This window comes from Propionispira arboris (genome assembly GCF_900109225.1).
In the GTDB taxonomy this organism is placed as follows: domain Bacteria; phylum Bacillota; class Negativicutes; order Selenomonadales; family Selenomonadaceae; genus Propionispira; species Propionispira arboris.
This window is the reverse complement of record NZ_FNZK01000004.1, coordinates 201,361-225,375: the sequence shown is the minus strand read 5'-3', so window position 1 is coordinate 225,375 and position 24,015 is coordinate 201,361. Positions and strand designations below refer to the sequence as shown.

General features: G+C 37.7%; 24 protein-coding genes. 6 read left to right on the top strand and 18 right to left on the bottom strand.

Annotated elements, in window-relative coordinates; genetic code table 11:
* Positions 1–24: 24 nt before the first annotated feature.
* From BMY14_RS05855 to BMY14_RS05840, 4 genes are all read right to left on the bottom strand, one after another.
* Positions 25–1,425: an aldehyde dehydrogenase gene (locus BMY14_RS05855; protein ID WP_091830055.1), complete on the bottom strand. Its 1,401-nt coding sequence runs from the start codon at positions 1,423–1,425 to the stop codon at positions 25–27.
* 225 nt (positions 1,426–1,650) lie between these two features.
* Positions 1,651–2,052, bottom strand: coding sequence for a hypothetical protein (locus tag BMY14_RS05850; RefSeq protein ID WP_091830053.1), 402 nt, complete (start codon positions 2,050–2,052; stop codon positions 1,651–1,653).
* Positions 2,053–2,070: 18 nt separating this feature from the next.
* Positions 2,071–2,610 carry an RNA polymerase sigma factor gene (locus BMY14_RS05845; RefSeq protein WP_091830051.1) on the bottom strand — a complete coding sequence of 180 codons (540 nt, stop codon included), beginning with the start codon at positions 2,608–2,610 and terminating at the stop codon, positions 2,071–2,073.
* A gap of 248 nt (positions 2,611–2,858) precedes the next feature.
* On the bottom strand, positions 2,859–4,295 hold the full coding sequence (locus tag BMY14_RS05840) for an MDR family MFS transporter (protein ID WP_091830049.1): 1,437 nt from the start codon (positions 4,293–4,295) through the stop codon (positions 2,859–2,861).
* 225 nt (positions 4,296–4,520) lie between these two features.
* Here BMY14_RS05840 and BMY14_RS05835 point away from each other — a divergent pair, with 225 nt between their 5' ends.
* Genes BMY14_RS05835 through arsA form a run of 3 tightly spaced genes read left to right on the top strand, consistent with a single transcriptional unit; the run spans position 4,521 to position 6,987 of the window.
* Positions 4,521–4,835, top strand: a complete 315-nt coding sequence (locus tag BMY14_RS05835; RefSeq protein ID WP_091830047.1) for an ArsR/SmtB family transcription factor — start codon at positions 4,521–4,523, stop codon at positions 4,833–4,835.
* Positions 4,836–4,850: 15 nt separating this feature from the next.
* A complete protein-coding gene (arsD, locus tag BMY14_RS05830) occupies positions 4,851–5,249 on the top strand; it encodes an arsenite efflux transporter metallochaperone ArsD (RefSeq protein WP_091830045.1) in 399 nt (132 codons plus the stop codon).
* Between the two features lie 4 nt (positions 5,250–5,253).
* On the top strand, positions 5,254–6,987 hold the full coding sequence (gene arsA / locus BMY14_RS05825) for an arsenical pump-driving ATPase (RefSeq protein WP_091830043.1): 1,734 nt from the start codon (positions 5,254–5,256) through the stop codon (positions 6,985–6,987).
* A 56-nt stretch (positions 6,988–7,043) separates the two neighbouring features.
* On the opposite strand, the gene BMY14_RS05820 is transcribed toward arsA, so the two are convergent.
* The 3 genes from BMY14_RS05820 to BMY14_RS05810 form a co-directional block, all read right to left on the bottom strand.
* Positions 7,044–8,426: a HAMP domain-containing sensor histidine kinase gene (locus tag BMY14_RS05820; protein WP_091830041.1), complete on the bottom strand. Its 1,383-nt coding sequence runs from the start codon at positions 8,424–8,426 to the stop codon at positions 7,044–7,046.
* Positions 8,423–9,100, bottom strand: coding sequence for a response regulator (locus BMY14_RS05815; RefSeq protein WP_091830039.1), 678 nt, complete (start codon positions 9,098–9,100; stop codon positions 8,423–8,425). Before BMY14_RS05815 ends, BMY14_RS05820 begins: the two co-directional genes overlap by 4 nt.
* Before the next feature lie 65 nt (positions 9,101–9,165).
* The gene (locus tag BMY14_RS05810; RefSeq protein WP_177177493.1) at positions 9,166–9,399 is read right to left on the bottom strand and encodes a DUF4405 domain-containing protein; all 234 of its coding nucleotides are present in this window, start codon (positions 9,397–9,399) and stop codon (positions 9,166–9,168) included.
* A 168-nt stretch (positions 9,400–9,567) separates the two neighbouring features.
* Here BMY14_RS05810 and BMY14_RS05805 point away from each other — a divergent pair, with 168 nt between their 5' ends.
* On the top strand, positions 9,568–10,356 hold the full coding sequence (locus BMY14_RS05805) for a nitroreductase family protein (RefSeq protein ID WP_091830035.1): 789 nt from the start codon (positions 9,568–9,570) through the stop codon (positions 10,354–10,356).
* 70 nt (positions 10,357–10,426) lie between these two features.
* Here BMY14_RS05805 and BMY14_RS05800 read toward each other — a convergent pair whose 3' ends face one another.
* From BMY14_RS05800 to BMY14_RS05755, 10 genes are all read right to left on the bottom strand, one after another.
* Positions 10,427–11,527: a sensor histidine kinase gene (locus BMY14_RS05800; RefSeq protein WP_342741761.1), complete on the bottom strand. Its 1,101-nt coding sequence runs from the start codon at positions 11,525–11,527 to the stop codon at positions 10,427–10,429.
* Between the two features lies 1 nt (position 11,528).
* Positions 11,529–12,227, bottom strand: coding sequence for a response regulator transcription factor (locus tag BMY14_RS05795; protein ID WP_091830030.1), 699 nt, complete (start codon positions 12,225–12,227; stop codon positions 11,529–11,531).
* A 212-nt stretch (positions 12,228–12,439) separates the two neighbouring features.
* Complete coding sequence (locus tag BMY14_RS05790; RefSeq protein WP_091830028.1) at positions 12,440–12,964, bottom strand: DUF6803 family protein; 525 nt, start codon at positions 12,962–12,964, stop codon at positions 12,440–12,442.
* Positions 12,965–13,131: 167 nt separating this feature from the next.
* A complete protein-coding gene (locus tag BMY14_RS05785) occupies positions 13,132–13,830 on the bottom strand; it encodes an LrgB family protein (protein ID WP_091830026.1) in 699 nt (232 codons plus the stop codon).
* A complete protein-coding gene (locus BMY14_RS05780) occupies positions 13,827–14,198 on the bottom strand; it encodes a CidA/LrgA family protein (RefSeq protein ID WP_177177492.1) in 372 nt (123 codons plus the stop codon). The genes BMY14_RS05785 and BMY14_RS05780 overlap by 4 nt, the downstream gene beginning before the upstream one ends.
* Before the next feature lie 271 nt (positions 14,199–14,469).
* Positions 14,470–16,095, bottom strand: a complete 1,626-nt coding sequence (locus BMY14_RS05775) for an ABC1 kinase family protein (protein ID WP_091830022.1) — start codon at positions 16,093–16,095, stop codon at positions 14,470–14,472.
* A 357-nt stretch (positions 16,096–16,452) separates the two neighbouring features.
* Positions 16,453–17,736, bottom strand: coding sequence for a sensor histidine kinase (locus tag BMY14_RS05770; RefSeq protein WP_091830020.1), 1,284 nt, complete (start codon positions 17,734–17,736; stop codon positions 16,453–16,455).
* 4 nt (positions 17,737–17,740) lie between these two features.
* Entirely contained in the window at positions 17,741–18,412 is a 672-nt protein-coding gene (locus BMY14_RS05765; protein ID WP_091830018.1) for a response regulator transcription factor, read from the bottom strand.
* 82 nt (positions 18,413–18,494) lie between these two features.
* Positions 18,495–19,433 (bottom strand): glycosyltransferase family 2 protein, encoded by a 939-nt coding sequence (locus BMY14_RS05760; protein WP_091830016.1) that lies wholly within the window; start codon positions 19,431–19,433, stop codon positions 18,495–18,497.
* 112 nt (positions 19,434–19,545) lie between these two features.
* The gene (locus BMY14_RS05755) at positions 19,546–20,976 is read right to left on the bottom strand and encodes an ArnT family glycosyltransferase (protein ID WP_091830014.1); all 1,431 of its coding nucleotides are present in this window, start codon (positions 20,974–20,976) and stop codon (positions 19,546–19,548) included.
* Positions 20,977–21,164: 188 nt separating this feature from the next.
* On the opposite strand from BMY14_RS05755, the gene BMY14_RS05750 reads away from it, so the two are divergent.
* Positions 21,165–21,644, top strand: coding sequence for a GtrA family protein (locus tag BMY14_RS05750; protein WP_342741760.1), 480 nt, complete (start codon positions 21,165–21,167; stop codon positions 21,642–21,644).
* A 21-nt stretch (positions 21,645–21,665) separates the two neighbouring features.
* On the opposite strand, the gene BMY14_RS05745 is transcribed toward BMY14_RS05750, so the two are convergent.
* Positions 21,666–22,325 (bottom strand): N-acetylmuramoyl-L-alanine amidase family protein, encoded by a 660-nt coding sequence (locus BMY14_RS05745; RefSeq protein WP_091830011.1) that lies wholly within the window; start codon positions 22,323–22,325, stop codon positions 21,666–21,668.
* Between the two features lie 301 nt (positions 22,326–22,626).
* Between BMY14_RS05745 and BMY14_RS05740 the strand changes: the two genes are divergently transcribed.
* Positions 22,627–23,970 carry an L-cystine transporter gene (locus BMY14_RS05740; RefSeq protein WP_091830009.1) on the top strand — a complete coding sequence of 448 codons (1,344 nt, stop codon included), beginning with the start codon at positions 22,627–22,629 and terminating at the stop codon, positions 23,968–23,970.
* Positions 23,971–24,015 lie beyond the last annotated feature (45 nt).

The following is a 24,015-nucleotide window of genomic DNA, read 5'->3' as shown; positions in this document are numbered from 1 at the left end:
GAATATAGGACGCTTTGCTTTGTTTTATTTCATAACAAATTTAAGATTTTTTAACATTTGATCACTATAAGGTGGCACCGTAAGTGGTAAATTTATTTTTGTTGTTTTAGTCAAAATTGATTTTTTATGCGAGAACGTAACAAAACTAGTTTTTCCATGATAAGCACCTAGTCCCGAACTCCCAACACCGCCAAAAGGAAGATTGGGATTTGCCAAATGCATAATTACATCATTGATACAAGCTCCACCAGATGATGTTTCCTGTAATACTTTCTCTTTATTTTTCTCATTTTCAGTAAATAAATAGAGCGCAAGCGGTTTCGGGCGTCGTTTGATTTCTTTAATAGCCTGATTTAAGTCACGATATGTTAAAACTGGTAACACCGGACCAAAAATTTCTTCGGTCATAGTCGCCGGATGCTCAAAGTCTGCATCAATCAGCGTTGGTTCAATGTACCTTTCTATTTCATCCGTATCACCGCCATACAAAATATGTTCTCTGTCATGATCAATCATCCCTTTGATCCGCGCAAAATGGCGGGCATTAATGATTCGTCCAAAGGATTGACTTATCTTACTATCCGCACCAAAATATTCTTTAATCGCAGCAATCATTTCTACAAGCAAGTCATCTTTAACGGCAGCATGCACCATAAGATAATCCGGTGCTACACAAGTTTGCCCTGCATTCATGGTTTTACCCCATATAATACGTTTAGCCGCTACCTTCAAATTAGCACTCTCGTCAACAATCACTGGTGATTTTCCTCCCAGTTCTAAGGTAACCGGCACTAAATGCTCTGCGGCAGCTCTCATAACAATTTTCCCCACTGGCACACTGCCTGTAAAAAAAATATAATCAAACGGCAGAGCTAACAAAGCTGTATTCGTATCGACTGAACCTTCAACCGCACAAATGTAATTGGGATCAAAAAATTCCGTAATCATGGCTGTTACAACAGCAGCTGTATGTGGTGCCAATTCCGATGGCTTCACTACTGCACAATTTCCAGCCGTCATTGCGCCAATCAGTGGCTCAATTAATAGTTGAAATGGATAATTATAGGGTCCAATAATAAGAACCGATCCATAGGGTTCGCTTATAATATAACCTTTTGCCGGATACATTATCAATGGTGTATTAACTTTTTCAGGCTTAGCCCATTCTTTTACATTTTCCATCATTTCATCAATACTGCCAAGCACAAAACCAATTTCCGTTAAATATGATTCAAATGGATGTTTTCCTAAATCAAGCTGTAAAGCTTCTTCAAGCTTACTTTCATATTGCGAAATGCCATTACGCAATATCTGTAGCTGTTGGATTCGAAAATCGATATCTTTGGTCGCCTGGCTGTCAAAAAAAGCCTGTTGTTTTGCCAAAATTTGTTCAGCCTCACTTGCTGTCATTTCTTTATATTCCATTACGTTTCCACCTCACTGTTATTTTATAATTTTTCATTGTCCAAAATATTCACTCAATGATATTTATATATAATGTGCATTAAAGAAAGTTAACCTATTAGGCTGTCAGGAATTGGGTATAGGACATCGTTTACTTCCTCCGTAATGCGACTCAACCTAATAACCCGCTTTCTGACAATTTCCATATAGAATATTTAATGCAACTTAATATAGCATTGATTTTTTTCATTTTTTGGTTTCAACATCTTTTATATACTTTTCTAAGGAAATTTTCCCTTCGTCTTCCCACCATGTTTCATAATCTACATGAGATGCACCCACATTTGTATTGCGGCATGACTCCATCAATTTACTAAAATGTGTTTTACAGCGAGCTGCTTCTTGATCTGGTTGTTTATGATAATTATGATGTCCGCCAAAAAGTAAACGCAGCATAATTACAAGCCCAACGGATTGCCAATACGTAATTGTATGAAATCCAAATAAAACGGGTACAATCGGATTCCATAAAAGCATGACAAAAAAACCAAAAATCAAACCTAGAGTAAGGGTTAAAATTAAACCCAATAAAATTTGCACGAGGATATGTCTTGTTTTCGTCGTACAAAAATGACAATTCCATTGCATAAAAAAGCCTCCTACCAATCATTTATCTGAAAGCGCCTTACGAAGTACCTTTGCGGCGCGGCTTTTGCGCGACAACAAAGTCCCGATTGGTTCATTCCATTTTTCTGCTAATTCTTTAAATGTATAATCATCCAATTCCGTAGCCACCCAGACAGCACGCTGTTTAGGTTCTAACTGTAATAACGCTGCCTTAAATTTAAGAATAAATTCTTTTTGTTCTAATTCCGCTTCCACATTGCCATTCTCATCGAGAAGCCGTTCTGCTTTAGAAATACCAGTCGTCTTATCTACTTCATCTAATGATAATACAGGTTTTGGTCTGCGAAAATAATCTTTTATTTTGTTTTTGACAGCCTGATATAAATAGGCTATTAAATTCTCCACTGGTTGATCTGCCAACACACGGTTATACACATTAAATACCACATCCGCCACAATATCTTCTGCATCCATCTCCGAAATATTGCTTACCCGGGATTGAACATAACGAATGAGTTTGTGTTGTTCTTGTCGAAAAACGTCCGTAAATTCATTTTTTTGTTCCTGCACAAACAACATTCCTCACCGCAATCTGCTCATATAAGGTCAGTCCTGCTTTCCAGCAAGCACTCGACAGCCATTTTAGCATTTGCTTTTTTAGATTTTACTAAGCAGATCTTGGCACACGTCTCCTTGCCTCTACTTAGCCGTCTTGCCTCTATCTCCCTTCATTATAAATCATCTTTTGTCGATTTACTATGCATTGTCAAAAGTAGTTGATATCTAGTAAGACGCACTACGCTTATTTTTATTGCCACAAGTGCATTTTATATATTCTGAGATTCAATTTCTGTTTTCTTTGGCAAAAAATAAGCAAAAACAAAGTTCAGCAGACTAATCACCAGCAGCAATAAAAAAACATAATGAACTGCCGAAAAAAGTGCTGTTTGGATTTGTTCTAAAGAAAGTCCATTTTCTGGCGATGCAAGATGATTTATATCAATAGAAAATTGTGCTTGGCCTCTAAAATAAGCATCTAATCTCATATTGATACAGGCTCCAAATAAACTAATTCCAATCGTCTGCGCCAAAGTTTTAATTAATGTATTAAACCCAATTGCCGCCCCGCGATTGGCATATCCTACTGAATCTTGAATCGTAAACATCAACGTATTCAATGTTCCACTAAAACCCATACCAAAAATAAAACCATAACAAGAAAGCATCCACAAAGAAGTTTCCGGACTTACCGTACAAAGTAAAGCCATACTTACGATAAGTAAAATACTAGCAACTAAAACTACACGCCTTGCTCCATAACGTTCCATTCCAGCCGCCAGCATCGTCGAACAATAAAACCAGGAAATTGACATAGATACCAATGTTATTCCTGCAATCGTCGCTGAATAGCCTAAAATCAGCTGAATATAAAAAGGCATATATACATTGATCGCAATGAGAAGCATTGATACTAAAAAAGTAACAATATTGATTAGAATCGTTGACTTTGTCAGAATCCACACCGGCACAATCGGCTCAACTGCATTTTTTTCGACAAAATAAAAAATAACAAAAATAAGCAATGAGCCAATACTATCGATCACTTGATACACGGCTTGCTGTTCAACCATAACACCATATAAAAATACACCAATTGCCCCCGACAGCAAGATTGTTCCGATATAATCAATGGACGGATTTTTATGTTCCACCGAATCATGCAGATACAAATTCAAACAAACTACACAAAACAAAGCAAACGGAATGTTGATAAAAAATATCCAGCGCCAGGATAATGCATCAATTAAGAATCCCCCTAAAACTGGACCTAAAAGTCCGGCTACACCCCAAACAGTACTGATCGCACCTTGTACGACGGACCGTTCTTTTAATGTGAAAATATCCCCGATAATCGTAAATGTTACTGTAAAAATTGCTCCGGCGCCCAGTCCCTGCAAGCCTCGATAGGCGGCTAACTGATACATCGTCTGCGCAAAACCGCAGCATAAACTTCCCACTAAAAAAATCAAAATCCCCAAGGAGAGGATTTTTTTGCGACCATATAAATCGGCTAATTTTCCATAAATTGGCGTTGAAATAGCCGATGTTAAAAGATAGAGGGAAAAAATCCAGCTAATTAATTCAAACCCTTGCAAATCTTTAACAATCACAGGTGCTGCTGCTGCAATAACCGTACTGTCAAACGCAGCTAAAAACATAGCCGTTAAAAGTGCCAATGTTATCTTTTGTTTCTTTTTATCCATAAAAGAACACCTCAGTCTCTATAATAATGCGGTTAAAAATCTACCATCAAGCTATAATAAAAAAGATATAGCAATATGGTCTATTATATAACGGAAATATAAAAAATACGAATCTTAACAGCAGTATACATTGACATACATCGATATGTTTGTTATAGTAAACACATTGATACACATCGATGTATTTATTAATAAATTCATCCTATGAAAGAGAGAGAGCACACCATGATAAAATCTTACAGCGAAACAGCGAAAAAATTCAAAGTACTTAGTGATCCCAACCGTTTGATGATTCTTGATATGATTTCCTGCTCAGAAATGTGCGCCTGTGATATTTTAGAAAAGCTTCAGATTTCACAATCAACATTATCGCATCACATGAAACAATTATTTGATTGTGGATTGATTGATATACGCCGCGATGGCAAATGGAGTTATTATTCACTCCACGAAACAGGTATCCAATATTTAGAATTCGACCTGCATAACTTAGCAACAAATACAAAAGATTGCATTTGCAAAATCGTACCAAACAAATAAAAGGAGAGATTTTTTATGGACAAATTACAAATTTTCGAACCAGCTATGTGCTGCTCAACTGGCCTTTGTGGTGTTTCTATCGATGCCGAATTGCTCAGGATTTCTACAGCATTAAATACTTTAAATGAAAATGGAATTCAGATTGGTCGATTTAATTTAAACAGTGCGCCGCAAGCTTTTATCGACAATAAAATCGTCAATGAATTCATCAACAGCCATGATTTAAAGGAGCTTCCTATTACACTACTCCATGATCGAATCGTAATTACCGGGCATTATCCCACAAATGAAGATTTAATAAAACTGCTTTCACTTCCAGAAACAATTGCCAGCCAATTGGCAAAACCCGCCAAAAAGCCTAGACAAAAACTAAAAAAACTCAGTGCTCAAGACTCGAAAGCAAAAGGAGAATAATGTAATGGAACTGTTCCAAATCAATAAAATAAATCTTACAAAATATCTTTTTTTCACGGGAAAGGGTGGTGTCGGGAAGACCTCAACAGCTTGTGCCACCGCCGTGACACTGGCCGACAAAGGGGAAAAGGTCCTCTTGATCAGCACAGATCCAGCTTCGAACCTGCAAGACGTATTTTCGATTACACTAAACAACAAAGGTACGATGATACCAGATGTTCCAAATCTTACTGTAATCAATTTAGATCCCATACAAGCAGCAGCAGAATACCGCGAAGCCGTTCTCGCACCATATCGCGGCAAGTTGCCTGAGCCGGTCATTCAAAATATGTCCGAACAATTATCTGGTTCCTGTACCGTGGAAATCGCAGCCTTTAATGAATTTTCTAAGTTCATTACCGATGAAACCTTAGAAAATTCCTATGATCATATTATTTTTGATACAGCACCAACCGGACATACTCTGCGGATGCTGCAATTACCTTCTGCGTGGAATAGCTTCATTAGTGAAAGTACACATGGTGCTTCCTGTCTTGGTCAGCTTTCAGGTCTTGAAAGCAAAAAAGCAGTGTATAAAAAAGCAGTAGATGCTCTAGCGAATGAAAACAAAACCTCTTTGCTTCTCATCACCAGACCAGAAACATCACCACTAAAAGAAGCGGCTCGAGCAGCGAGAGAACTTTCTGAGCTGGGAATTCAAAACCAAAAGCTCATTATCAATGGTCTGCTCATGGTTTATGATGATAGTATTTCAACTGGTCTTTACAAAAAACAACAGGCAGCTTTAAAACAGATGCCCTCAGCCCTTTTGGAAATGCCTCACTATAGCATACCACTTCGCGCTTATAACATCACTGGTCTAAAAAATGTTCGTGCCCTTTTAACCGAGGATTATGCCAGTCCTGCCAACACTCAGCTGCTAACCGACAATCCTTTGGCTTTATCTGATATTATTGACGATATTATCAAAACAAATAAAAAAGTCATTTTCACGATGGGTAAAGGCGGTGTTGGTAAAACAACAATGGCAGCTGCCATCGCTGTCGGCTTAGCAAAGAAAAATAAAAAAGTTCATCTGGCAACAACCGATCCCGCTGCTCATCTTAAATTTATTATCGATGAAAGTTATGGTATCACCATGAGTCAAATCGATGAACAAGCCGAATTAAGTAAATACCAACAGGAAGTGCTCTCAAAAGCCCGGGAAACGATGAATGAATCAGATATGGCCTATATAGAGGAAGACTTACGATCACCCTGCACGCAGGAAATTGCCGTCTTTCGTGCTTTTGCAGAAATCATCAACAAAGCCGATGAGCAAATTGTGGTCATTGATACCGCTCCAACAGGTCATACTTTACTCTTGCTTGATTCTACCGTTAATTATAACCATGAAATTGAACGCACGAATGGTATTATCCCGGAAGCCGTAAGAAACCTTTTACCGCGTCTGCGCAGCAACGAAACGGAAGTACTGATCACAACACTTGCTGAAGCAACACCTGTTTTTGAAGCACTACGTTTAGAAGAAGATTTAATACGGGCTAAAATCAAAATTGGCTGGTGGATTATCAATAATTCTCTCTATCAAACAAAAACTACAAATGCCTTACTCGCAGCCAAAGCAAGTAATGAAATCGAATGGATCAATAAAGTCAATACCCATACGAACGGGAAGTTCATTCTTATTGCCTGGCATCCAGAAGAAATACAGGGGAAAGCTTTACTAAAACTGTAAAATTCTATAAACATAAAAAATCACCAACACATCACAACTGATGTGTTGGTGATTTTTTACTGTTTGACACAAGGTTCCGGTTCAATAGGAAGTCTAAAAACAAAGGTACTTCCCCGGCCTAGGTTACTGTCAACCGCAATCGTGCCACCATGATATTCAATCATCCATTTCACCATGGCGAGTCCCAAGCCAGTTCCATGCTCATCGCCCGCACTGCGAGCCGTATTTACCTGATAAAAACGATTCCAAATTTTCGGCAGATTTTCCATTGCTATACCGATCCCATTGTCTTCAATACTGCCAACAACATAACGTTCCTGTTTATATACAGAAATTTTTATCCAGCCATTCACTTTTCCATATTTAATGGCATTCGAAATTAGATTAATCAAAATCCGCATGAGCGAGGTTTGATCTGCTTTTATAAAAAGATCCGGTTCGATAAAAGTCTCTATCTCTATACTCTTTTTTTCTGCTTCCAACCGCATTTCTTCCTGAACAAATTTTGTCAGTTCACTGAAATCAACTTTTTCGAATAACATTCGTTCTTTGGCATTGTCAACTCTGGACAAGAGTAATAAATTAGCTATAAGCTGAGACATCTTTTTACCCTGTTGTAATATATTTTGCATAGAACTGACCAGCTTCGCAGGTTTTTTTTGCTGCGAAAGTCCATATTCTGCCTCAGCAATGATCACGGAAATTGGTGTCCTAAGTTCATGTGATGCATCCGATGTAAATTGCCGTTCTTTGTCAAACGACGATTCTAACCGCTTAAACATATTATCAAACGTCTGCGCTAATTCGTAAATTTCATCTTTCACGTCACCTTTCAGTTCGATTCGTCTCGATAAATCACCGCCATTGCTGATCTTAGCAGCAGCTTCATTGATCTTGACAACTGGCTGAAATGATTTTTTGGTAATCCAATAACCACCGAAACCAGCCACCAATGCCAATACAGGGAAAAACAACGCACAAGACACGAGAACCTGCCGACCAATCTCGCCCGAATCACTGCGTGAAATAACACCCCGAACCCAATAATATTGATGATTTGATCCTTGCGGTAGAAAATGAAAATCAAAAACGGCCCAATCCTGCTGCTCTGTTTTTACAGACTGGATAACCTGATCCCGAAAATTCAAATGGGGAAAATTTTTGGGAACAGTCCCCCCCACTAAAACGCCATTATCGTTATACACAGAAATACGAACGCCATGATCAAACGGATTTACATTTTCCAAATCAAAACTGCCCCGTTGAAAACCAACATCTCTGGCACTTTCATAAACTTCCGCTTCCAGATGCTTTTCTAAATTAATTCGCACGACCTTCCCTGTGGTTATATACACTACAGCAAATAAAACAACTAGCAAAATAATAAACAGACCAGTATACCAAAGTGTTACTTTCATTTTTATCGATACTGTTTTCATCTGACTTCTTCTCGCAGCACATACCCTGCTCCGCGCACCGTATGAATCAACTTTCTTTCAAATGGATCATCTATTTTTTTGCGAAGGTACCGTATATACACATCAATCACATTTGACCCGCCGTCAAAGCCATAATCCCAAACATGCGATTCTATCTGTTCCCGTGATAAAACATTACCCTGATTACGTAGCAAATATTCTAAAATGGCAAATTCTTTACTCGACAAAACGATGAATTGCTCCTCACGTTTGACAGTATGAGAACCCATATCCATCACCAAAGCCTCACATTCCATAAGATTGGTTGCTATGGCATTGCTTTTTCGCAAAAGAACTCGCAGCCGTGCTAAAAGTTCGGCAAAGGCAAATGGCTTTACGAGATAATCATCTGCCCCCAGATCAAGCCCCGCCACCCGATCTTCAATACTGTCTTTTGCCGTAAGCAGCAACACCGGTATGGTTTGTTTAGCTTGGCGCAAATTTTTTAAAATCGTCAACCCGTCCATTCCTGGCAACATAATATCCAAAATCACAGCATCATATTCCGTAAGTTTTAAAAAGTCCCACGCCTCCAGCCCGTCACTGCAGGCATCCGTTCCGTAACCTTCTTCTTTTAAACGAGCCAATAATATACTCTGCAGTGCAGGTTCATCTTCAACAAGTAAAAGCCGCATTAAGTTCACCCCATTTCATCTGTTTTACTTAATACTCTGTTACAGGTGTAAAATCCTTGTTATTGCTATTCTTTTTTAGAAATACCCACACGAGACAGCATGTTGGTAATCCACATTTTGTGATATACAACATGAATGATCATTCCCATTGCCATAATATAACCTGCCCAAATATGAATATCTTTTAACCCTCGTATACGCATGAGCCTAAAATCGATAATAATCCCCGTTATAATACAGATTACCCCTGCAATTAATAAAATCATATTGATCATGTTATTTTTATCTACTTTTTTCATCAATAATCCCCTCCATTCTTTAAAATCCAATATCATGTTTATCTACTATTTCATCATAAAGGAAAAAGATTAAAATAAGATTAAAGATTCCATCTAGAATTGTCTTATTTTTATAAAGTATGCAATAAATAAACATTATCTGCGTCTATCTGTTCGGAGGTGTAGTTTATGATTATAATTAATGAAGAACTTTGCATTGGCTGCGGTCTATGTAAAAAAGACTGTGTAGTAAGATCCATTGATCTCGTAGATGGTAAAGCAAAAATGATCAAAGAAGCCTGTCTGGTCTGCGGACACTGCGCAGCAATTTGCCCGGTAGGCGCAATCTCAATTCCATCCTTAGATGAAAAAGAAATCTTGGATACAAAAGCAATAAAAAAAATCACCAGTGATGATTTACTGAAATTGATCCAATCGCGCCGCTCGATTCGTTATTATAAAGAACAAAAGGTCGAAAAAGAAAAAATAGAAAAAATCATCGAAGCTGGTCGTTTCACGCCAACCGGTTGCAATATCCAAGCAACAAGATACGTCATTATTACCAATCAAATGGACAAATTGCGTGACTTGGTTGTTGAGGGATTAGCTGCCGGTGGACATAAATATAACTCGGAAGCTCTTATTCAGACAGCCGAAAAATATAAAAATGAAACACAGTACAGTACTTTAACATTTAATGCACCACACGCCGTGATCATTATCTGTGGCAGCAGCATATGCAATCCTATAAATGGAACGCTGGCAGCTGAAAGCATGGAACTCATGATTCATAGTTTGGATCTTGGTGCTTGTTATAGCGGCTACAGCGAACGCGGTCTCAATGAAAACGAGAATGCCCGCTCCTTTCTCCAAATGAAAGATGATGAACAAGTAGCCGCCTGTATCTATTTCGGTTATCCATCCGTAAAATATCCACGTACCGTGGCCCGTAAAAAAGCCATTATCGATTGGCTGTAAAACATCATTTTATAAAAAAATCCCGTCGACAAATTATTGTCGGCGGGATTTTTTCGTTTCACTGCTAACTTCAGCCTTCAACTGGCAGTGAAATTGAAAACAGAGTTCCTTTTCCAATGTCACTGCTCACTGAAATTTCTCCATTATGATTTTCAACAAATTGTTTGGCAATCGCCAAACCAATACCAGATCCACCACTTTGCCGATTGCGCGATTTTTCGCCTCGATAAAAATGATTAAAAACATAAGGTAAATCGTCTTTTTCAATACCTGGCCCATTATCCTGTACAACGACCTGAACCCAAACCGTCCCGTTTTGGTCTTTCCTTATGTTGCTTTTCAAATGGATTTCTCCCCCCGTCAGCGTATAACGTATAGCATTGCCTAAAATATTATAAATCACCTGATTAATACGATCTCCATCAATCATAAGAACCGGTAATTTTTCAGCCAAATCATAACATAGCTTCAGCTCTTTTTCATCAGCAAGTGGCTGCATCATAGCTCCGGCCCGACTGATGATTTTATTCATATCGGTTGGTGTCTTTTTCAGCTCCAACTGATGTACTTCGGCCAACGATAAATCTCGTAAATCGGTCACGAGACGATTTAATCGCATCATTTCTTCTTGCATCGAAAAAAATCGATTTGCAGTTGGTGAAATCACTCCATCAATCAGTCCTTCTAAATTACCTTGAATAATCGATAAAGGTGTACGAAGCTCATGGGCAATATTAGCCAACAATTCCTTTCTCATTTTTTCATTTGTAGCCAACACCTGTGACATTCGATTAAATATTTTCGCCAAATTTCCAATTTCATCTTTTCCTTTGACCAAAACTGTCTGTTCTAATTCACCTTTTTCTATTTTGCCAGCGGCACTACTTAACTTCCGCAGCGGAATCGTTATGCTTCTAGCTAACACATAACTTGCCAGCAATCCAATCAATACAATTACCAGACCAACCCATAAAAGCGATTCATGCACGGATGTTAAAAAATGATTTTCCGATAACCCCATTGACATGGCAGGCTGCCCATTATGCTGTAAAACAAGATATTCTTGAAATAATTGGGTCATCTGTACATTCGCCAGATAAATTAAAACAACCACAGTTATCATAATCAACAAAAAAGTCAGCCCTGTAATCCGATATATAATACTATTCATTTTAAACATGTGATTCCCCCGCAAATTTATAACCAACTCCATACACGGTTAAGACATATTGAGGATTTCGTGAATCCGGCTCTAACTTTCGTCGCAAATTTCGGATGTGTGCATCAATCGTCCGTTCATAACCATCAAACGCATACCCTTGCGTATTCTCCATTAATTGAAATCGACTATAGACGCGTTCTGGTGCTCTAGCCAAAACCTCCAGCAGCTTAAATTCGGTTGGCGTCAAATCCACTACTTCACCTGAACGCTTCACCTGGTGACGGTCCAAATCAATCATAATCTCTCGAAACTGTAATACTGTTTTTTTCTCTACTACTTCACCATGTATCCGGCGTAAAATCACCTTAGCTCTGGCGACCACCTCTTTCATGCTAAACGGTTTTGTAACATAGTCATCCGCGCCGATACCAAGGCCAACCAACCGATCCGACTCATCATCTTTAGCTGTTAACATAATAATTGGCACATCATTATGCTGCCTGATTTTTCGGCAAACTTCACGTCCGTCCATCCCTGGCAGCATAATATCTAAAATCATGATATCTGGCTTTCTTTTATTGACAAGTTCAATAGCTTCCAGACCATCATAAGCTGTATAAACAAGAAACTGTTCCTGCTCAAAATACGTCTGTAAAAGTTCAACTAATTTGACATCATCATCAACGATAAGTACAGAATGTTGAAGCATAAATCATTTCCTCCCATATTTTTATTTCATATCTATATGGCATTAAACATTTTATATGGCAATCGGCAGAACTGATAGACTGGATGTAATTTTTTTAGTTCTCTCTTTACCATAAATTCACCATCAACTAAAAGAAATCCTATGTATGACTCCTGAAATCCAAATAAGGTGAAATCTCTATTGAAAGATTTCACCTTATTTTCTTATTATATTTATTTATTCATATGCATAGAGTCCATATTCCCATGATTCATCATTTGACCTGAATTCTGAGACTGATTCCATCCCGTAATGGTTGGATCGACCATGCCAAATATCATTGCCACATGACTTACAACTAAAAAACCAATCAACAAAATAAAATGTAGCTTCATATGTTCACGCTCTGATTTACCTTTGCCAATCACACCAAGTTCGAGCAAAGCTATACTCAAAAGCGGTATCACTCCGCTTAAATAAGCACCTACCGCTAAAACATCGGCAAAGCCACGCCATTCAATTGTTGGCACTACATTGACCATCAAATATAGAAAAACTCCGGTAAAATAAAATCCCACTACTATACCAAGATATTTATTCCAGCTGCGCCAGGCACTTTCTTTTTGGTCTTTCAGATAAACGGTAAAAAATTCTGTTGCGACCAATGCTTCTGCCAAGCCTACCGGAATTACCATAAACAAAATCAAATTCCACGGCTGATTACTTGCCAGTAATTCCATATAATGTGTCATAACCATTTTCCAACACTCCTTTTGCTCTTGTTGGTTTAATTATATCGAGCAAATATGCATTCTACATGCAGGAATTGTTAAGAACTTATGAAGATTACAAATTTTTGTAAATAAAAAGCTACATTGATTTATGTTTCTTAAATACATAAATCAATGCAGCTATGTTCTTTTATTTAAACATCTAATAGTGAAAAACAGATATTAACAATTTCTGGAGCAATTAACGTGGTAATAATCCCCATGAAAATCATCGCCAAACTGGAGATCGCGCCTTCCATTTCACCGGCTTCAAAAGCCTTAGCCGTACCCGTACCATGTGCCGTAATACCATAAAGCATACCTTTTGTAATTGGACTTTTAAAAACCGTACCATATTTTAACATAAAAGTTACAAAAAGCGTACCAGTTATACCTGTCAAAATAACGAAAACGGCTGTAAGCGAAGGATTTCCCCCGATGATTTCCGAAATACTCATCGCCATCGGCACGGTAACGGAGCGTGGTGCCATACTAGCCATCAGTTGTAAATCTGCCCCCATATAACGACCAATCAAAAGAGATGTCACAATCGCTACAGCCGCACCTCCCGTTACACCAACTAAAATTTCAGTCAAATGCTTTTTGACGGTTGCTCTGTATTTATAGAGCGGTACAGCCAAAGCAACGGTTGCCGGTTGAAGCATCAGAGATAACCACTTGCCGCCCTTTGCGTAATTGTCATAAGGAATCTGAAACATAACTAAAATTCCTAAAAGAATAATCGGGCAAATAATCAGCGGTGAACACAGCATATGCTGTGTCCGTCGATAAAGTTTTTTCGAAAGAATATAAACAACTAATGTTAAAGATAAATAAAGAATCATTAAACTCATATTTCACTACTCCGTTCTTTGCGACGTACAATCCACTCTGTCGCCACACCCACAAAAATAAGGACAAAAACAATACTGCCTTCAATTGAAGTCAATAACTCGGACCATCCCGATTCTAAAATATCCTGAAATTGGATAATTCCTACAGCTGCCGGAATAAAAAACAGTAATAATTCTGCAATCAAAAAATTTGCACCACTTTCAATCCAAGCCAATGGCAGCCATTTAAAATACAATAAAACGAATAATAATAAAATTCCTAAAATACTCCCGGGAAAATCTATGCCAGTATATGCTACAAAAAGATTACTTCCGAAACTAATTGCACATAAAATCACCACTTGCCAAACAATCTTAAACAACTTCATGAACTCAACACCCCAATACAAACCCATATAATTCAAATCGAACGAGAACAATAAATTGTTCAATTTTCAAATCATATTTTCATGTATAAAATTTATTTCTAAATGATAACACATATAAAATAAAGATGAAAATACTTGTTATCTATACTTCGATAAAAAAAAGATATCGTTATTGATGGTATTTTATGAAAATTCAATATATGCATAAATTTTACAATAAAAACGAATCATCATAAAAAAGCTACGATGACCCTCCCCTAGCGAACTATTCCTATCCTTTTTTTAATAAAATCACAGCATAGCCGAAAGCCAAGACACTAAGTCCCAATGCACCTTCCACTGGTCCTAAGAAACCTTGTACATATAAGTATGAACCAGCAACAAACAATGCTGCTGAAACAATACTCCAGCTCAAGATATGTAATGCTTTTGCAACCGTTTTACTGTTTTCCCGAATCTGCTGTGCGGGAAAACGAACCAGCATCCCATCTTCTTCCCATCGCCGCAGTGACCGCGCTGCCAATGTAGGAATTTCGGCTGTTGATGTAACGATACGAATTGCCTGTTCTTTAATTTCAGCCTTTGTATCTTCATGTTCCGACAAATTCAGCATAGATTTTTTGAACTGTTCCAAAAGATTCCAATCAGAATCTAACCCACGGCAAATACCATATAAAATGCCAAACGCACGCCCTAAAAAAGTATACTCTGAAGGAATTTGAAAAGGCTGTTCATATAAGAGTTTTCGAAGCTGTTCGGCAGCAGCCCGCATTTCACGATCCGATGCTTGTTTACGATCTGCCAGCATTGCCTCCCAAAAATTTTCAAGCGCTTGTGCTACTATTTCCGTATCAGCCCAAGCTAGTAAAAAGCCAATCTTTTTTAAACAATGAACAATCTGAGAATAATCCGCCTGCATTACGGCACTGGCAAACTCAATAAACAAACGGCGATTTTTAGCACTCACGCGCCCCATCATACCAAAATCCAAAAAGATAATATTTCCTTTTATATCAACCATTAAATTACCAGGATGAGGATCTGCATGAAAAAATCCATCTTCAATAACCTGTTTCGCATAAGCATCCCATACTTTTTGCGCAACTTTCGTGCGAACCAAACCAGCTGCTTCAATTTGCGAATAATCATTAATTTTGATACCATCCATAAATTCCATAATCAGTACATGTTTAGCCGTATATTGCCAATAAATTTTCGGGAACCGAATCTGCCGTATTTTTGAAAAACTAGCGGCCATCTGCTCGGCACTTTCACCCTCTTGCACATAATCCAGTTCTCGTTCTATTGTGTCATGGATCTCTCTATATACCTTATTCACATCCATCAAATCATACCAATTTGTCAAAAACCGACAAAGCTGCATCATAAGATAAACTAAACGAAAATCAACATGAATAATCGCTTCAATCCCCGGCCGCATAATCTTGACTGCCACCTTTTCCCCCGTATGGAGTTTTCCGACATGGACTTGCCCCAAAGAAGCCGATGCCAAAGGAATTTGTTCCAGCGATGCAAAGATATCATTGACACTGACCTTTAAATCATCTTCAAGCACCATTCGCAAATTATCAAAGGGAACGGACTGTACTTCATCTTGCAATAAAGATAATTCATCTAAGACATTTTGCGGGAATATATCCACCCTTGTACTCAGCAACTGTCCAACTTTAATCAAGAGTCCACCAAGTGAAACAGCTGTCAGCCGAAATTTATGAGCCATCTCACCATAAAATTGCAATAATTTTTGATTCATCCATGTTTTATCATGACCAAACCCCTGTAAATAAATCCAGGCACGACCTAAAATAATTTGCCAAACTAAAAGAGCTCCCGTAAAAAAGCGTTTAAACAAATAAAAATTTTGTAATAATTTCACCACATTAGCCCCGTTTCTATATATACAGAATGAAATATTTCTAATTTAAAGTAAAATTCGCCAAAAAACGTTTTCTCCCTTTACTTTTCGCTATATTATGTGCATTAATTTTATATGGCAATGCCCTATATCCCATTCCTGGCAGACTGATAGGATGTGATTTCTTTAATGCATTATATATAGAATCAAAAAAATATAAAATATTTTAAATTTTGATATTGAAAATCATTTTCATTTATGTTATATTATATTTATAGCTTTTCATTAAGCTCTCCAAATATAAAATACACAGCAAAAAACTGCTCGCGATGCTCAGGCGAGCAGTTTTTTGTTGTGTAAATTTTTTATTTATAGATTTTAAAATTCTGGTAGTTCGACAATAAAAGTTGACCCTTTGCCAATAGTACTATCGACATGAATCGTACCATTATGTATGTTGACAATTTCTCTGGCAATCGACAACCCCAGACCACTACCACCACAAACTCTTGATCTTACTTTATCGACACGATAAAAACGTTCAAAAATCTGTTGCAGGTTCGCTGCATCAATCCCAACACCTGTATCCGCAACAAATATCTTAACTGTATTCGTCTCCAAGTTTTTTTGCAGTTTAACCTCAACGCGCCCTTGATCGGGTGTATATTTTATTGCATTATCAAGTAAGATCAAAAGAAGCTGCTTGATTTTCCCTGATTCGGCATGCACTTCAACGATTGGTTTATTGATAAAATCTATATGAATTTCTTTTTTCTTAGCCAGCGGCTGTATTTTTCGGAGGATTTGTTCCACGGCCAAAGTCAAATTAAAGGTTTCCTTGATGATTTTCTGTCCAGGCTGTTCACTACGAACCAGTACCAGCAAGCCACCAACTAAATTTGTCATCTTCAAGACTTCATCTTTCATATCATTCAAAATCTCAAAAACAAATGGTGTTTTAATTTCAGGTTCCTCTTCTAAAATTTCAATAGCGGATAAGACAATACTAAGTGGTGTGCGTAATTCATGCGATGCATCCGCAGCAAATTGGCGTTGCTGTTCATACGCATTTTTGAGCGGGACAATCGCCTTCCCTGCCATCAAATAGCCAACCAACACTGCTGCCAAAAGTGCACAAACTGCAATAAGAACTAAAACCAGTGTAGCTTTATGTAAGCCGTTATACACGGCGGTAACATCCCGGCCAACATAAACGGTCCCAATTTGTTTACCATCTTCCATGATTGGTTTTGCTGTCATCATCACATTATAAGTCCATTTAAAATGAGTCGCTTCGGAAATCCCGATAACTTGCCCATCTGGTGTATCCCATTGAGCAATTTTATCGAGAACAATTGCTTCTAATTGTGGCGAAGGTCTTGAAGCATTTCTTAAATTCCCCTCCATATCAAAGGCATAAACATACATTCTGCCGCTGCCTTCTTGATAGTTTTGTTGCTCAGCTTCAAAACTTGTCATATGGTTAAATAAAAAAACATGTTCATTTGCCTCTTCTTCCGCAAACAGTAAGACTTCTCGTTCCTGTTCAGAGGTAATCGACCATTGCATGGTTTTGTACATACCAAAAACCAAACCGATAAAAAAAACTGCCATAATCAACGCATAAAAAACGGTCAGTTTGCGGCGCATTTTTTTAAACATACAATCATTCCTCCAATTTATACCCAACCCCGCGTACAGTATGAATCAATGGCTTTTCTTTGCTCAAATTCATTTTTTTCCGTAATGATTTTATGTAAAAATCAATACAATTGAGCCCAACTTCACTTTCACGGCCCCAGACCCGGTCAAAAATAACTTCACGTGGTACAACACTGCCCTTGTTTTGTACCAATAAATCCAAAAGTTGAAACTCACGCGGTGAGAGATTAATCTCAACAGCATCTTCTAATAACATTTCTAATGTCCGATTTAAGGTAAATTGTCCCAGCTGTATAATATCTTGCTGTAATTTGTTTTGTGTACGGCGCATCAAAGCCCGCAAGCGAGCTAAAAGTTCCATTTTTTCAAACGGTTTAACCAGATAGTCATCCGCCCCAACATCGAGGCCCGTAACTCTGTCTTCGACCGCATCACGTGCCGTAAGGAGTAAAATAGCAGGTTGATAACCGACCATCCGCAAGCGGCGACAGACACTTATACCCGTTTCAACAGGCATCATCCAATCCAAAATAACAATATCATACTCATTTTCCAGCGCTTGCTGATAAGCTGCATCACCACGTTGCACCCAATCCGTTAAAATTCCTTGTTTTCTGAGCATATATTGAATTAACTTACCTAAAACCAGATCATCTTCTGCCAACAAAACCCTCATAGTTTCACCTCCATAATTATAAAAATAAAATGAAGACAGCTTGAATCTGCTATCTTCATTTTATACGAATTACCTACAAACTTTATTTTTCTATTTCATTTTCTGGTTCACGTTCTAATAAATAAAGGGGTCTTTGCTTGACTTCCGCAAAAATCCGACCAATATATTCCCCGATGATGCCTAATACCGTCAATTGTATACCGCCTAAAAACAAAATACTTGCAGCAATCGTGGCCCAGCCAGGCACCGCATCATAGGTGAAAATCTTGATAAACAACACATGCAGCACCAATAAAAAACTAATCAACCCCGATAAAAGTCCACCATAAAGTGATAAGCGTAATGGTAAATTTGAATAAGCAGTAATTCCATCCAAGGCAAAATGCAGCATCTTACGTGGCGAAAATTTGGATGTTCCAGCAAATCGTTTTGGTGCAACAAATTCAATTTGTGTCTGTTTATAGCCCATTGCACCGATCATGCCACGAATAAATCGTGCCTGTTCTTTATACCGACGAAAACTACGTACTACAACTTGATCCATTAAACGAAAATCAGAGCCGCCTTCTTGAATATGTATATTTGCCATATTATTCAAAACTTTATAATAACAACTTGATGTCATTTTTTTGAGCCAGGAAACACCTTCTGTTGTCTCACGAATCGTTTGAACAACCTCATATCCAGCTTCCCATTTTTCCAGCAAAAGCGGTATCAGTTCAGGTGGATGCTGCATATCACCATCCATCGTAATCACTGCATCCCCATTTGCATGATCCAAACCACACGTCAAAGCAACTTGATGTCCAAAGTTGCGTGCCAGGAACAAGCCTTTAACATGTGTATCCTTTTCTTCCAATTCACGTATCAGCTCTGCACTGGCATCACTCGATCCATCATTTACAAAAAACAATTGAAAATCATAATTTGTCGTTTTCATGACATTACATATTTCACGATAAAAATGTATTATATTTTCCTGTTCATTATAGACAGGCACAACAATCGATATTATTTTCATTACTCTCGCCACCATTTTATTTCTATAAAAGAAGTTAAACTAAAAATTGCCTGTTACAGACTGCTGCACCTGTATTAAAATTATCTAATTCAACTTATATAATTCTTAATTATTATTGTTTCCGAAATAAAAACTCCTGATTTGCTTGTCCTATCAATAGCCAATTTCCTGCCATATCCTTTTTAAAGCGGTCCACACTGTCATCATCAACCAGCATTAGAACATTTTTTTTATCAGCAAGATTTTCTTCTGCCAAAAACGGCATAACGTTTTTACTGCTCCAGCTCATAGCCTTCGGAAGCATCGTATTAATATTTTTCGCTTTTTCCATACGATAAATCTGTGTCTGTCCATAAAAGACGGCTGACGTGTGATAATCGCCATAACTGCCGACAATCATATCCGGCTCTTTCGCTGAAGCCACGATTACAGCTGCCGTCTTCGCTGAAAATTGCTGACAATAGGGTATAGCTACCCAAAAAGTCAAAACGGTATAAAATACAACATTAAAGGCCACTATCTTCATAATAAATTTACAACGCTCTGCTAAAAAGCGTGCTGCCAAAATAGCAATTGGCAAAAGATAAGGAAACGTATACGTTGTATATTTCGTTGCCACAATTTGATAAAAAGCAAACACAACGAAAAGCCAAATAAGCAAAAAGCCTGTTTTTTCATCAAGCTCCGGCCATTTTTTTTGTGTCCAGATTTTTTTTAAAGCCATAGGCATTATAAAGGCCCATGGGAAAAACCCAATAAAAAACATGACAATATAAAAATACCAAACATTATCTTTGGGGTGTTCTGATACAGTAGCTCGAAGAAAATTATGTATACCCAAAAAAGTTTCCAGAAATATCGTACCATGGATTGTATACATAATATAGTACCAGCTGCCACCGACCAAAACCAAAATCAAACTTCCGCTAAGTAATTTCATGTGTTTCAATTCCGCAAAATTACGGCGCCACAGCATAAAGAATACAATAATAAGCCCGGGCAGCAAAAAACCAATGGGTCCTTTCGTCAACGTAGCTAACCCTGCAAACAAATAAGCTCCATAATAGTATTGTTTTTTTTCACTACCATACCCCAAATAAAAGCAAACCAATGCAGCATTAAAAAATACGAATAATGACATGTCCGTAATAACTGTTTTTGAGATCAACCAATATTCAAAAGATGTACCTAAAATCAAAGCCGCAAAAAGTCCAATTTTTGCATCATATAATTTTCTGGTAAATACATAGGTCATTAAAAGTCCCAAAATCCCCATTACCGCTGGCCAAAATCTGGCAGCAAATTCATTAGTACCAAATATTTGAAAAGCAGAAGCCAGCTGCCAATAAAAAAATATTGGTTTATCATACCAGTACGTACCATAAATCTGTGGAGAAATATAATTTCCCGACTGTACCATTTCACTTGCAGTTAAAGCATAATTGGACTCCACTGGATCTGTAATAAAAATCCCCTGATTCCCAAGAAAAAACAAATAAATTCCCAATACTAGAATAATGCTAAGATGTTTCTTTGTAGACAAATTCTCCGTACCTCCTGCTTGATCTGAGTCTAATCTCAAACTCTAAATCTTTCCTTGCTAAAAGTATAAAAAAGATTTCTGAAAAGAACTGGAGAAACTATATTCTATCATCAACAGCTTGTTTATTATTCTAAATCTTATCTATTTTAAATTATAACGCACTCCACTCATATCATCAACCTATCACCATGTTTGTTCAAACAAAATTGACAAAACTATGCAAAACTATGATAATGCAGAGAGATAAAACTTATAAGGATGAACTCATTATGCTTACGATTCGAAAATTAAAACAGCACTTCCTGTCACGACAATTTCTTTTATTTCTAATTGTCGGCTGCATCAATACATTCAATGGAACTTTTTTTGCCTACCTTTTTTCTTTATATAAAATTGATGCAAATACATCATTTATCTTAGGTTATCTTACCAGCTTATCTATTGCTTACTATTTAAACTGCAAATTTGTGTTTAAAGAGTCCTGGAAAAAAGATAAGTACATACGGTTCTGCTTGTCGTATATTCCAAATTTCATAATTCAAAATATCGTCGTACTTTTCTTTTATAATTATATGAACTTTCCACCTGTTTTTTCTTATCTGCTAGCAGCTATTATCGGTGTTCCCGTGACTTTTCTTATTGTAAAGATTTTCGCCTTTAAGCGATAATGAACAATCTGTTTATAATGCTTAGGAAAAAAAGCTATTGAGAGCTCGACAAATAGCTTCAGCTATCTTCTGCTGAAATCCAGCAGAATTTAACAGTTGTTCTTCCTGCGGATTCGAAATAAATGCCATTTCTATTAAAGAAGCAGGCATATTGGTACGCTTTAATACATAAAAATTTGCCGTGGCTTTGCCACGATCTGCCAGCCCCCCGGCACGCACGAGTTCAGCCTGCAAATCCGCTGCCAAAACGGACCCCATTGATGAACCACTATAATAATAAGTTGCTGTGCCATGTGCTGCTTGACTTGAAAACGCATTGGCATGAATGCTTAAAAATACATCGGCTTGATTTTGATTGCCCACATCTACTCTGGCTTGCAGTTCTTGTGCATCCGCGGCATTTTTTATATTGCTTACATCGCGGTCGCTGCTTCTTGTAAGTATCACAACAGCACCGGCATCATTTAAGATAGCTTTAACTTTCAATGCCACCGCCAGCGTAACATTTTTCTCTAAAATTCCTGAGGGGCCAATGGCACCAGAATCGCTGCCGCCATGTCCCGGATCAATAACAATCGTTTTTCCATTAAGTGCTGACAATGAGTTTTGCGACTGAGCAGATGCAGTTGGCACACATAGTAAACACAATGTAAAAAAAATCAAAAAAATCTTTTTACTCAAAAGAACACCTCCTAAAGCTAAAATCGAATCACTAAAAGCTCTACACTATTATCTATTGCTATATTAAGTTGCATTAAATATTCTATATGGCAATCGTCAGGCATGGGATGATATAGAAGACATTTCACAAACTAAAACACAGACTCATTAATTATACTATCATACTACGAAATCAAATGTAATAATACTATAAATTTATAATGTATTGTTATCATATATGTTTTGTTGATTTTTCCAAGATATTATGTTATAGTATGAACTATCAATTTACGGGTACTTTATTTACCCTTGGAGGTATATCATGATGAGTGTTCTATTTAATATTTTTATCGTATTGCTTGTTTTTATTGGTTTATACACAATGCAAAAAAAAGAAATCAGTTTTGGAAAACGTGTCTTAAGCGGTTTATTCGCCGGTATTATACTTGGAACCATATTTCATCTTATCTTTGGTGCAAATTCTGCTATCATTAAGGAAACAAACAACTGGCTCAACATAGTCGGCTCTGGTTATATCCGTTTGCTTACCTTAATTGTTACTCCACTCGTTTTAGTTTCCATTACATCGTCGATTATTCAAACCAAAGATTTAAAGACCTTTCGCAAAACCGGCCTATTGATTATCGGAATTCTTTTATTTACGACCGCCATTGCGGCTGCCGTCGGAGCTGGCTCGGCAATCGGTTTTAATTTATCCGCAAATGGAATGGAAGCTGGTAATGCTGAAATCGGTGCCTCACAAAAAATTGAAACCAAGCTGACTGATTTTCAAGCAAAACCAATTCAGCAGCAATTGATCGAAATCATTCCCACAAACGTCTTCTATGCGTTAACTGGTCAAAGTAGTTCTGCTACCTTATCGGTCGTCTTCCTTTCTATTCTACTCGGTATCAGTATTTTAAAAATCCGACAGTACAAACCGCAATCTGCAGAATTTTTAACCAATGCCATTGAATCTTTACAAGATATCGTAATGGAAGTCGTCGAATTTGTCCTCAAAATCACCCCGTACGGTGTTTTAGTTTTAATAACCAAATTCATATCCACTAGTAACTTGGAAGACATTTTAAAGCTTGTCCAGTTTGTTATAGCTTCCTATACAGCCATCTTTATCATGTTCATCGTACATTTCATTCTGCTCAGTCTAAGTGGCTTTAACCCACTCATTTATATCCAAAAAGCAGCACCGGTTTTAGCCTTTGCTTTTACTTCACGGACAAGTGCTGGTACACTCCCCCTCACCGTTGAGGCTTTGACCAATAAACTTGGCGTTTCAAAGGGTATTGCAAATCTAGCCGCCTCTTTCGGAGTAAGTATCGGCCAAAATGGCTGCGCCGGCATTTATCCGGCAATGTTAGCCGTTATGATCGCACCAACGGTTGGTATTGACCCATTAGCACCTCTCTTTTTAATCAAGTTAATCCTTGTCGTTACCTTCGCCTCCTTTGGGATTGCCGGAGTTGGCGGTGGTGCAACTTTTGCATCACTCGTTGTTCTATCCACAATGGGTCTGCCTGTCGGACTTGTCGGATTATTGATTGCCATTGAACCTTTGATTGATATGGGACGCACGGCTCTCAATGTCAGTGATGCAATGGCTACAGCGATTATAGCGGATAAAATATCCACTGCACCAGAAAATTAAAACAAAACTAACACGTTAAACGCTCTGCCCAGGCAGGGCGTTTTT